The sequence below is a fragment of the Streptomyces sp. ISL-36 genome (assembly GCF_018614205.1).
In the GTDB taxonomy this organism is placed as follows: domain Bacteria; phylum Actinomycetota; class Actinomycetes; order Streptomycetales; family Streptomycetaceae; genus Streptomyces.
The window spans coordinates 1-10,024 of the sequence record NZ_JAGGOS010000175.1; the positions used below are offsets into that span (position 1 = coordinate 1).

Consider the following 10,024-nt stretch of genomic DNA (forward strand, 5'->3'; position numbering starts at 1 on the left):
CCGTACGGCTGTCGCGCACCGCGGGCGGCGACCCGGCCCCCGCCGCACTCGTACGCCGCTGCTACGCCACCTCGCGCGTGCTGCACGGCGCCCTCCTGGAGAACACCCACTACCGGGCGGTCGCCGCGGAACTCCTCGCCCTGCGCGAGCGCTTCCCCCTGCCGCCCGGCCTGCCCGCCACCGTGCTCGCCGCTCCGGACGGCTCCGCCCGCTGGGCGCGGCGGCAGCGCGCGCTGGCCCGGCGGCTCGGCGCCCGCTACGAGGCGGTCGAGCCGTCGGGCCATCTGATGATGCTGGACCGCCCGGACGCGGTGGCACGGGCGGTGCTGGATCAGGACCTGGCGTAGACGTTCGCGCAGAACTCCTTGATCTGCTCGTCGTCCAGGTGCTTGGCCAGATCGGCCTCGCTGATCATCCCCACCAGGCGCTTGTTCTCGATGACCGGGAGCCGCTTGATCTGGTGGCCCGTCATCTCGTCGAGGACCTGGCTCACGTCCGAGCCCGCGTCGATCCAGCGCGGGGTGCCCTGCGCCATCTCGCCGCAGGTGACCTTCGCCGGGTCGTGGCCCATGGCCACACAGCCGACCACGATGTCGCGGTCCGTGATGATGCCACAGAGCCGTTCGTTCTCGTCCGCGATCGGCAGGGCGCCGACATTGAGGTCGCGCATCAGCTGCGCGGCGCGGTCGAGCGTCTCGTGTGCCGGGATCCAGCGGGCCCCGGAGTGCATGATGTCCTTCGCCGTGGTCATGGGGTGCGTACCTCCGTAGAACGTCGTCGTACGTACGTCCCCGAGCGTCACCCATTGTGCGCGTACGCGGCGGCCCCCGCGACCGGTGCGGTCGCGGGGGCCGGGCCGGCGCCGGTCGCCCGGCGACGTCAGGAGCGGGGCTTCGCGCCCCGCTGCCGCAGCAGCTCCGCCATCAGACCCATCTCGGACTCCTGGGCCTCGACCATGCCCTGCGCGAGGTTCCGTTCGACGTCCACCGAGCACTTCTCCACACAGCCCTGGGCCATGTGGACACCGCCCTTGTGGTGGTCGGTCATCAGCTGGAGGTAGAGGATCTCCGCCTCCTTGCCGGTGGCCTTCCGCAGCTTCTCCAGCTCCGTCCTCGTCGCCATGCCGGGCATCAGCGCCCCGTCGAGCGGGCCGGTGTCGCCGTGGCCGCCCATGCCCATCCAGGTCATCGGCTCGACACCGGACTCGGTCTTCGGCAGCCCCCACAGGTCCAGCCAGCCCAGCATCATGCCGCGCTGGTTGGCCTGCGTGTTGGCGATGTCGTACGCCAGCCGCCGCACGTCCTCGTCCGTCGTGCGGTCCCGCACGATGAACGACATCTCGACGGCCTGCTGGTGGTGCACCGCCATGTCTCGGGCGAAGCCCGCGTCCGCCGAGTCCGACACCGGCGACCTCGGGGCCTCCTCGCGGTCCGCCGAGGCGACCGTGACGGCGCCCCCCGCGAACAGCGCCGCGAGGGCGACGGCGGTGACCGCCGCCCACTGCGTACGGTTCAGGCGGGTGCCGCTCACTGACCGATCCCGCCAGTGCAGGCGGCGCCCGGCTCCGGGGTCTGCGGGCCCTGCACGTACTTGGTGAAGAACGCGTCGACCCGCGGGTCGCTCGCGCCGTCCACCGTGACCTGCTTGCCCCAGGCGCTCAGCATGATCGCGCCCGCCTGGTCGTCGACCGGGCTCATCAGCGAGTACGGGGTCTTCCCGACCTTCTCGGCCAGCTTCTTCACATCGGCCTCGGCGGCCTTCTTGTTGTACGTGACCCAGACGGCGCCGTGCTCCAGCGAGTGGACGGCGTTCTTCTCGGCGATTTTGCTCGTGTAGACGTCGCCGTCGCAGTTCTGCCAGACCTGGTCGTGGTCGCCGCCGACCGGGGGCTTCATCTCGTACGCGACGGGGGTGGTGACGTGGTTGCGGCCGAGCTTCTTGGCGTCCCAGGACTTCTCGTCCTTGATGGGGGCCTTGGCGGCGGTCTCCTGCTGCTGCTTCTCGTCCGACTTCTTGTTGAGCACGTAGCCGCCGAAGCCGACGAGGCTGAGGACGACCACGGCGGAGACGCCGATGGTGATCAGGCGGTTGCGGCGCTCGCGGGCCTGCTCGGCGCGGCGCATCTCCTCTATTCGGGCGCGGCGGTCGGAGTTGGAGGAGCGGTTGGCGGCCATGGTGATGTCGTCCTTCTCGGGGGGTGGGGGTGGTCGGAGTGCGGAGAGGTACGGCGGGGCGGCTACGTCCGCAGTACTTGAAGGACGTGCAGGTCCGGCGCGCGGGGCTGGGCGCCCTGGCGGGGCGCCCGTACGGTGCCGTGTGGCGGCGCGAGGCGCGGGACCCGGCCCTCCGCGTGCGGCGGGGGATCCAGGGGCGGCACGGTGAGCACGGCCGGGCCGAGTGAGGGGAAGAGCGAGCAGTCGCCACGGTCGTACGGGCAGACGTACTCGTCCGCGGCGGCGGCGTGCTCCTTGTGCACCCGCGCCTGAGCCTGCGGGTCGTGCGCCGCGCCGCCCAGGCAGACGAAGAGCGCGGCGAGGAGCGTCGCCGTGGCACTCATCAGTGCCACGGGACGCGCGCGCCTGGACAGGCGTACGAGCGGAGTGCCCCCCATGGGCGGAGATCGTAGTGGCCGGAGCGCCCGAGTGGGCGGGTGGGTGGACGGAATGGTCCGGTCCCGCGTTACCTGTGTCACACCCGGGCAGGCACTATGGGTGTGCAACGTGCGCGAAACCATGTGGTGGGATGCTCAGGTGCCCCCCGGTGTGCCCAAGGCGGTGGGAACAGGCGGCCTGACCAGCAAGGATGGGTGTGGAAATGGACAAGCAGCAGGAATTCGTGCTCCGGACGCTCGAGGAGCGTGACATCCGGTTCGTGCGCCTGTGGTTCACCGACGTGCTGGGCTTCCTGAAGTCGGTGGCCGTGGCGCCCGCCGAGCTTGAGCAGGCGTTCGACGAGGGCATCGGCTTCGACGGCTCCGCCATCGAGGGTTTCGCCCGTGTCTACGAGTCGGACATGATCGCCAAGCCGGATCCGGGCACCTTCCAGATCCTGCCCTGGCGGGCGGAGGCCCCGGGCACCGCCCGGATGTTCTGCGACATCCTCATGCCCGACGGCTCGCCGTCCTTCGCGGACCCCCGGTTCGTCCTGAAGCGCATCCTCGCCAAGACCTCGGACCTGGGCTTCACCTTCTACACCCACCCCGAGATCGAGTTCTTCCTCCTGAAGGACAAGCCGCTGGACGGCACGAAGCCGACCCCGGCCGACAACTCGGGCTACTTCGACCACACTCCGCAGAACGTGGGCATGGACTTCCGCCGCCAGGCGATCACCATGCTGGAGTCGATGGGCATCTCGGTGGAGTTCTCCCACCACGAGGGCGCGCCGGGCCAGCAGGAGATCGACCTCCGGTACGCGGACGCGCTCTCCACGGCCGACAACATCATGACCTTCCGCCTGGTCATGAAGCAGGTCGCGCTGGAGCAGGGCGTGCAGGCGACGTTCATGCCGAAGCCGTTCTCGGAGTACCCGGGATCGGGCATGCACACCCACCTCTCCCTCTTCGAGGGTGACCGCAACGCGTTCTACGAGTCGGGCGCGGAGTACCAGCTGTCCAAGGTGGGCCGTTCCTTCATCGCCGGCCTGCTCAAGCACGCCGCCGAGATCTCGGCCGTCACCAACCAGTGGGTCAACTCCTACAAGCGCATCTGGGGCGGCTCGGCCCGCAGCGCGGGCGCGGGCGGCGAGGCCCCGTCGTACATCTGCTGGGGCCACAACAACCGCTCGGCCCTGATCCGCGTCCCGATGTACAAGCCGGGCAAGACGGGCTCCTCCCGTGTCGAGGTCCGCTCGATCGACTCGGGCGCCAACCCCTACCTGACCTACGCGGTCCTCCTCGCGGCGGGCCTCAAGGGCATCGAGGAGGGCTACGAACTCCCGGCCGGCGCCGACGACGACGTCTGGGCGCTGAGCGACGCGGAGCGCCGCGCGATGGGCATCGAGCCGCTCCCGCAGAACCTGGGCGAGGCGATCGCCCTGATGGAGAAGAGCGAACTGGTCGCGGAGACGCTGGGCGAGCACGTCTTCGACTTCTTCCTGCGCAACAAGAAGCAGGAGTGGGAGGAGTACCGCTCGGAGGTCACGGCCTTCGAGCTGCGCAAGAACCTCCCGGTGCTGTAGGCGCAGGTCGGAGGCGGACGACCGGAACAAGGCTCAGGGCCGGCGGCATTCAGCCGCCGGCCCTGAGTCCGTCTCACCTGCTTTCGCCCCCCAAGTCCCTGTGCGGGGCTTGTTCTTCACGATCCGATGCGCGGGCCTCTACGAAGGCGCGGCCGCCTCGTCGCCCGAGGGCGTTTCGGCTTTCGTGTAGAGGAGGTCGCGGGCCTGTTCGGCGGCGCGGGTGATGCTCTCGCCGACGAAGTCCAGGAAGCGGGCGATGTTCTCGAGGCGGACGGCGGCCGGGGTGTCGGGGCCGAGGATGCCGACGCCCTGCCGTGCGGTCTCGGCGAGTTGGGTGTTGGACCGGGCGGCGGCGATCATCGACTCGTACCAGACGCCGTCGTTGACGAGGTAGCGCTCGCGGCGGCCTTCGCCTGGTTCTCGGCGGATCAGACCCTGGTTCTCGAGGAACGCGACCGCTTTGGAGACGGACGCCGGGCTGACCTGGAGGCGCTGGACGAGATCGGACGCGGTGAGGCTGCCCGCGTCGGTGGTGAAGAGGCAGGTCAGCACCCGCGACATCATCTTCGGCAGGCCCTGCTGCATGAGCAGGGTGGTGAACGCCTCCTCGTACTCGCGCACCGCCTCGGCGTCGCGTCCGTGGGCCTGCTCGGGCGCCTGCGACCCTCGGGGCACGGCCTGCCTGCGCCGGTGGGCGCGGCGTTCGGTGGCGCGGTGCGCGAGGTCGGCGCGGTAGGCGACGGGGCCACCGTTGCGCATGACCTCGCGTGTGATGGTCGAGGTCGGGCGGTCGAGACGTCTGGCGATCTCCGCGTAGGCGAGCCCGTCGGCCAGCCCCAGCGCGATCTGCTGACGTTCCTGCTGAGTGAGTCTGCCTCCCGGCATCGCGATCTCCTTCACGCTTCCTTGGTGCCTCCACTGTAGCTTTCACTCGCTATCCAATGCAATGAACGAGTAGCTGACGTTGCGTTAAATTCAGAGCCGTTGCAACGATTTCCTGCCGTCTACCTGCATTGATGTCGTTTCCGTGCAACGAAGCCGTTGCCTGATCCTCGAACGCAACGTAGCTTTTGCGATGTCGGAAACACCAGCGAGCACAGGAGAGCACGATGCAGACGTTCGACACCCCCGCCCCGGTCGCCGCCGTCGTCGACATCCCCGCCGGGCGCATCCAGGTCATCGCAGCCGACCGGACCGACACGGTCGTCGAGGTCCGGCCCTCCAGCCCCGCCAAGAGCCGCGACGTCAAGGCCGCCGAGCAGGCCACCGTCGACTACCGCGACGGCGTCCTGCGGATCGCGACCCCGGCGGCGAACCAGTACTTCGGGCCCTCCGGATCGATCGAGGTCACCGTCCAGCTGCCGGCCGGCTCGCGCATCGAGGCGAAGTCGTCCTGCGCCGAGTTCCGGGGCGTCGGACGGCTCGGCGACGTCGCCTTCGACGGCGCGAGCGGCGCGATCAAGATCGACGAGGCCGCGAGCATGCGCCTCACCGCCCTCGCCGGTGACGTCGTGGTCGGCCGCCTGGGCGGCCCCGCGGAGATCAGCACCCAGAAGGGCGACATCCGGATCGCCGAGGCGGTGCGCGGCGCGGTCGTGCTGACCACCCAGATGGGTGACGTGTCCATCGGCGCCGCCCACGGAGTGTCCGCCTCCCTGGACGCCGGCACCGGCTACGGCCGGATCCACAACGCGCTCAAGAACACCGACGGCGCCGCCGACCTGAACATCCGCGCGACCACCTCCCACGGCGACATCACCGCCCGCAGCCTCTGAAGGAGCACCCTCATGACCGACCTGGCCATCTCAGCGAACGGGCTGCGCAAGTCCTACGGCGACAAGACCGTGCTCGACGGCGTCGACCTCGCCGTCCCCGAAGGAACGGTCTTCTCCCTGCTCGGCCCGAACGGCGCCGGCAAGACCACCGCCGTGAAGATCCTCTCCACCCTGATCGGCGCCGATGACGGCGTGATCCGCGTCGGCGGCCACGACCTCGCCGACGACCCGCAGGCCGTCCGCGCCGCGATCGGCGTCACCGGACAGTTCTCCGCGGTCGACGGCCTGATCACCGGCGAGGAGAACATGCTCCTCATGGCGGACCTGCACCACCTCACCAAGCGCGAGGGGCGGCGGGTCACCGCCGAGCTCCTTGAGCGCTTCGATCTCACCGAGGCCGCGAAGAAGCCCGCCTCCACCTACTCCGGTGGCATGAAGCGCCGCCTCGACATCGCCATGACCCTGGTCGGCAACCCGCGGATCATCTTCCTCGACGAGCCGACCACCGGCCTCGACCCGCGCTCCCGCCACAACATGTGGCAGATCATCCGCGAGCTCGTCGCCGACGGCGTCACCGTCTTCCTCACCACCCAGTACCTGGAGGAGGCCGACGAGCTCGCCGACCGCATCGCCGTGCTCAACGACGGCAAGATCGCCGCCCAGGGCACCGCCGAGGAGCTGAAGCGGCTCATCCCCGGCGGACACGTCCGGCTCCGCTTCACCGACCCGGCCGCCTACCAGAGCGCCGCCTCCGCCCTGCGCGAGGCCGCCCGGGACGACGAATCCCTCGCGCTGCAGATCCCCGGCGACGGCAGCCAGCGCGAGCTCCGCTCCCTCCTCGACCGGCTGGACTCGGCCGGCATCGAGGCCGACGAACTGACCGTGCACACCCCCGACCTCGACGACGTCTTCTTCGCCCTGACCGGCGGCGCCGGCGTCCCGGCCCAGCCCAAGGAGGCTGTCCGATGAGCTCCCTCTCCCTCTCCCTCGCCGTACGCGACTCCACCACGATGCTGCGCCGCAACCTCCTGCACGCCCGGCGCTACCCGTCCCTCACCCTGAACCTGCTGCTCACCCCGATCATGCTGTTGCTGCTCTTCGTCTACATCTTCGGCGACACCATGAGCGCGGGCATCGGCGGCGGGGACCGCTCCGACTACATCGCGTATCTCGTCCCTGGCCTGCTGCTGATGACCGTCGGCAGTACCACCATCGGGACCGCGGTCTCCGTCTCCAACGACATGACCGAGGGCATCATCGCCCGCTTCCGCACGATGGCGATCCACCGCGGTTCCGTGCTCGTCGGACACGTCGTCGGCAGCGTGCTGCAGTCCGTCATCAGCGTGGTCCTCGTCGGCGCCGTCGCCGTGGCCATCGGCTTCCGCTCCACCGATGCCACGTTCCTGGAGTGGGTCGCGGCGTTCGGACTGCTCGTGCTCTTCGCCATGGCGCTCACCTGGATCGCGGTCGGCATGGGCCTGATCAGCCCGAACGCCGAGGCCGCCAGCAACAACGCCATGCCGCTGATCTTCCTGCCGCTGATCTCCAGCACCTTCGTCCCGGTCGACGCCATGCCGGGCTGGTTCCAGCCGATCGCCGAGTACCAGCCGTTCACGCCGGCCATCGAGACCCTGCGCGGCCTGCTGCTCGGCACCGAGATCGGCCACAACGGATGGCTCGCCATCGCCTGGTGCCTGGGCCTCGCGGTGCTCGGTTACCTCTGGTCGACCTCGAAGTTCAACCACGACCCGAAATAACCGCCATGACAACGCGGGCCCAACTCCCGCAACCCGTCCCACCCGAGGCGGCGTACACCGACACCCGTCGGCGTGCGCCGCCCCGTGCGTGCGACCCACCGAGCAGCGACAACGGGGATGGAGAATGACCGGTATGCCGATGACGAACGCGCCGAAGGCGAACATGCCGAAGACGACAACGATCGACGACGCTCCCCTGGTCAGCCGCATCCTGGCCCGCGCCTTCGACGACGACCCGATGATGCGCTGGTTCTTCCCCCACGACGCCTCGCGCGAGACGGAGTTGGGCCGCTACTTCGCCACCATATTCACCCGGCAGTACGTCCACCACGGCGTGTGCGAGCGCACCGAGGCGGCGGCCGCGTTCTGGGTACCCCCGGAGGGGCAGGACAAGGCCGTTCCCGACGGGGAGACCATCCAGGAGCTCCTGAACATTCTCGGTGACCGGGCCCCGCTGTTCAGGGACGCCGTCGAGACGGCCGCCCAGCACACACCCCAGGAACCGCACTGGTACCTCGCGGTGATCGGCGCCGACCCGGCCACGCGGGGTCAGGGGCACGGGGCCGCCCTGCTGCGCTCGGGGCTGGCGAAGGCCGACGCGGCCGGCCTGCCCGCCTATCTGGAGTCCTCCAAACCGTCCAACCTGCCCTTCTACGAGCACTTCGGCTTCACCGTGCGCGAGGAGCTGCGGCTGCCGGGGGAGGGGCCGACGCTGTGGAGAATGTGGCGCGAGCCGCGCCGCCCGGCCGACGCCTAGGGAAGGATCCGCGCGCCCGGCCGACGCCTGGGGAAGCTCCGGGCCGGGCCGGGCGCCCACCGGGAAACTGCGTTGACGCCTCACCGGTCCTGTTCCACACTGCGCCGATGGAGATCATCCGGAACCCCGAGGCGCTCGCGCCGCTGACCACCGAGCGACTGCTGCTGCACCCGCTGACCGTCGCCGAGGCCGAGCGGATCGTCGCCAAGGACCCCGCAACCCACGACCGTTGGGCCGAGGGATACCCGGCCGAGGGGGACATGGCCGGGGCGCGGGGTTTCCTCGACAGGTGCGGCGCGCAGGGCGATCCGGGGGTGTTCCGGGCGTACGAGATACGGCGGCGGGAGGACGGGCTCGCCGTCGGGGGGATCGGGTTCCACGGGCCGCCGGACGGGGAGCGGTTCGTCACCGTCGGGTACGGGCTGACTCCCAGCGTACGCGGGCGGGGGTACGCCACCGAGGCGCTCCGGGCCCTCCTCGCCTGCGCGCGGGAGCAGGGGGCCGCCGGGGCCAAGGGCGACGCCGACCTGGGGAACGTGGCCTCGCAGCGCGTCATGGAGGCGGCCGGGATGCGGTACGTGGGGGAGGACGAGCGGCTCAGGCACTTCCGGGTGGAGTTCGCCCCCAAGACCCAGGTGGAGTTCACCCCCGCGACCTGAGCGCCGCCCCCGTCTCTCCCGCCCCCGTCTCTCCCGCTCAGCGTTCGGACTCAGCGTTCGGACAGCTCCGACGGGGCCTCCTGGACCACCCAGCCGTTGCCGTCCGGGTCCTCGAAGGACATGAACGAGTTCCAGGTGTCGCCCTTGCCGTCCTCCCAGCCCGACGCGCCGACATGGCGGATGGGGGTGACGTCCACCCCCCGGTCCACCAGCTCACGGCGGGCCGCCTCGATGTCCGTGACGCAGAGCTGGAGACCGTGCAGGGAACCCGGCGCCATCTCCTTCGTGCCCGGCATCGTCGGCATGCCGCTGAGCATCGCGATCGAACAGCGCGAGCCGGGCGGGGTCGCCTGGATGATGCGCATACCCGGCGCCACCTCGTCGTCGAGGTCGATCTTGAAGCCGCACCTGTCGCCGTAGAACTCCTTGGCCCGGTCCAGGTCGGTGACGGGGACGGGCACGACTTCGAGCGTCCAGTTCATGGAAGGTCTCCTCAGAAACGCCAGCGGGTCTGGCCGAAGGGGTCGCCCTTGGCGAACCCGAACGCCGTACGGGGCGCGACCGCGAACACCAGGGCGGTACCACCGTCGCCCACGAAAGCGCCGTCGCGCACCTCGAAACGCCAATCCTCTCCGTACTTCTCCACGTAGGCCTCGGAGAGCTCCCGCAGCCGCGTCTCGTCCGTCACCTGAACAGCCTCGCCCTCGACGACCAGGTCGAAGCCCTCGGAGAGGCTGTTCGTGCCGGTGGTGAGCACCACCTGCCGGTTGGCGGCCAGATTGCGCGCCTTGCGCTCGTCGGGCCCGGTGCAGAAGTTCAGCGCGCCCTGCGACCAGACCGCGATCAGCGGCGATGGGGGTCCCCCCATGCCCTTGGGGCCAATGCCGTTGCTTTTGTGGC

Annotated in this window: 13 protein-coding genes and 1 pseudogene; 7 read left to right on the top strand and 7 right to left on the bottom strand. The window is 70.2% G+C overall.

The genetic code is table 11. The features are described from left to right. A pseudogene (locus J7E93_RS34020) lies at positions 1-347 on the top strand (alpha/beta hydrolase); the annotation flags it as partial. Here the strand turns inward: J7E93_RS34020 and J7E93_RS34025 are convergent. The 4 genes from J7E93_RS34025 to J7E93_RS34040 all read right to left on the bottom strand — a co-directional run bounded on the left by J7E93_RS34025 (position 332) and on the right by J7E93_RS34040 (position 2,557). After that, entirely contained in the window at positions 332-751 is a 420-nt protein-coding gene (locus J7E93_RS34025) for a CBS domain-containing protein (RefSeq protein WP_215073901.1), read from the bottom strand. The pseudogene J7E93_RS34020 and the gene J7E93_RS34025 sit on opposite strands and share 16 nt — an antisense overlap. A gap of 128 nt (positions 752-879) precedes the next feature. Further along, entirely contained in the window at positions 880-1,530 is a 651-nt protein-coding gene (locus J7E93_RS34030) for a DUF305 domain-containing protein (RefSeq protein ID WP_308368882.1), read from the bottom strand. Then, positions 1,527-2,174, bottom strand: a complete 648-nt coding sequence (locus tag J7E93_RS34035; RefSeq protein WP_215073902.1) for a DUF3105 domain-containing protein — start codon at positions 2,172-2,174, stop codon at positions 1,527-1,529. The genes J7E93_RS34030 and J7E93_RS34035 overlap by 4 nt, the downstream gene beginning before the upstream one ends. Before the next feature lie 62 nt (positions 2,175-2,236). Beyond that, the gene (locus J7E93_RS34040) at positions 2,237-2,557 is read right to left on the bottom strand and encodes a hypothetical protein (protein WP_251067494.1); all 321 of its coding nucleotides are present in this window, start codon (positions 2,555-2,557) and stop codon (positions 2,237-2,239) included. Between the two features lie 257 nt (positions 2,558-2,814). On the opposite strand from J7E93_RS34040, the gene J7E93_RS34045 reads away from it, so the two are divergent. Then, a complete protein-coding gene (locus J7E93_RS34045) occupies positions 2,815-4,176 on the top strand; it encodes a glutamine synthetase family protein (protein ID WP_158986756.1) in 1,362 nt (453 codons plus the stop codon). Positions 4,177-4,314: 138 nt separating this feature from the next. Here J7E93_RS34045 and J7E93_RS34050 read toward each other — a convergent pair whose 3' ends face one another. Then, positions 4,315-5,061 carry a helix-turn-helix domain-containing protein gene (locus J7E93_RS34050; protein ID WP_215073904.1) on the bottom strand — a complete coding sequence of 249 codons (747 nt, stop codon included), beginning with the start codon at positions 5,059-5,061 and terminating at the stop codon, positions 4,315-4,317. Positions 5,062-5,285: 224 nt separating this feature from the next. On the opposite strand from J7E93_RS34050, the gene J7E93_RS34055 reads away from it, so the two are divergent. The 5 genes from J7E93_RS34055 to J7E93_RS34075 all read left to right on the top strand — a co-directional run bounded on the left by J7E93_RS34055 (position 5,286) and on the right by J7E93_RS34075 (position 9,124). Next, positions 5,286-5,951: a DUF4097 family beta strand repeat-containing protein gene (locus tag J7E93_RS34055; protein ID WP_215073905.1), complete on the top strand. Its 666-nt coding sequence runs from the start codon at positions 5,286-5,288 to the stop codon at positions 5,949-5,951. Positions 5,952-5,963: 12 nt separating this feature from the next. Then, positions 5,964-6,920, top strand: a complete 957-nt coding sequence (locus J7E93_RS34060) for an ATP-binding cassette domain-containing protein (RefSeq protein WP_215073906.1) — start codon at positions 5,964-5,966, stop codon at positions 6,918-6,920. Then, positions 6,917-7,708 (top strand): ABC transporter permease, encoded by a 792-nt coding sequence (locus J7E93_RS34065; RefSeq protein WP_215073907.1) that lies wholly within the window; start codon positions 6,917-6,919, stop codon positions 7,706-7,708. The genes J7E93_RS34060 and J7E93_RS34065 overlap by 4 nt, the downstream gene beginning before the upstream one ends. A 139-nt stretch (positions 7,709-7,847) precedes the next feature. After that, complete coding sequence (locus tag J7E93_RS34070) at positions 7,848-8,465, top strand: GNAT family N-acetyltransferase (RefSeq protein WP_215073912.1); 618 nt, start codon at positions 7,848-7,850, stop codon at positions 8,463-8,465. 107 nt (positions 8,466-8,572) lie between these two features. Then, a complete protein-coding gene (locus J7E93_RS34075; protein ID WP_215073908.1) occupies positions 8,573-9,124 on the top strand; it encodes a GNAT family N-acetyltransferase in 552 nt (183 codons plus the stop codon). 50 nt (positions 9,125-9,174) lie between these two features. Here J7E93_RS34075 and J7E93_RS34080 read toward each other — a convergent pair whose 3' ends face one another. After that, positions 9,175-9,606 carry a VOC family protein gene (locus J7E93_RS34080; RefSeq protein ID WP_215073909.1) on the bottom strand — a complete coding sequence of 144 codons (432 nt, stop codon included), beginning with the start codon at positions 9,604-9,606 and terminating at the stop codon, positions 9,175-9,177. 11 nt (positions 9,607-9,617) lie between these two features. Then, the coding region (locus J7E93_RS34085) for a pyridoxamine 5'-phosphate oxidase family protein (RefSeq protein ID WP_215073910.1) at positions 9,618-10,024 on the bottom strand (407 nt) is incomplete at its 5' end.

Bases quoted from the DNA above. Each gene is read 5' to 3' on its own strand.
- J7E93_RS34025 (WP_215073901.1), bottom strand. From the start codon at position 751: ATGACCACGGCGAAGGACATCATGCACTCCGGGGCCCGCTGGATCCCG.
- J7E93_RS34035 (WP_215073902.1), bottom strand. From the start codon at position 2,174: ATGGCCGCCAACCGCTCCTCCAACTCCGACCGCCGCGCCCGAATAGAG.
- J7E93_RS34040 (WP_251067494.1), bottom strand. From the start codon at position 2,557: ATGAGTGCCACGGCGACGCTCCTCGCCGCGCTCTTCGTCTGCCTGGGC.
- J7E93_RS34045 (WP_158986756.1), top strand. From the start codon at position 2,815: ATGGACAAGCAGCAGGAATTCGTGCTCCGGACGCTCGAGGAGCGTGAC.
- J7E93_RS34050 (WP_215073904.1), bottom strand. From the start codon at position 5,061: ATGCCGGGAGGCAGACTCACTCAGCAGGAACGTCAGCAGATCGCGCTG.
- J7E93_RS34055 (WP_215073905.1), top strand. From the start codon at position 5,286: ATGCAGACGTTCGACACCCCCGCCCCGGTCGCCGCCGTCGTCGACATC.
- J7E93_RS34060 (WP_215073906.1), top strand. From the start codon at position 5,964: ATGACCGACCTGGCCATCTCAGCGAACGGGCTGCGCAAGTCCTACGGC.
- J7E93_RS34065 (WP_215073907.1), top strand. From the start codon at position 6,917: ATGAGCTCCCTCTCCCTCTCCCTCGCCGTACGCGACTCCACCACGATG.
- J7E93_RS34070 (WP_215073912.1), top strand. From the start codon at position 7,848: ATGACGAACGCGCCGAAGGCGAACATGCCGAAGACGACAACGATCGAC.
- J7E93_RS34075 (WP_215073908.1), top strand. From the start codon at position 8,573: ATGGAGATCATCCGGAACCCCGAGGCGCTCGCGCCGCTGACCACCGAG.
- J7E93_RS34080 (WP_215073909.1), bottom strand. From the start codon at position 9,606: ATGAACTGGACGCTCGAAGTCGTGCCCGTCCCCGTCACCGACCTGGAC.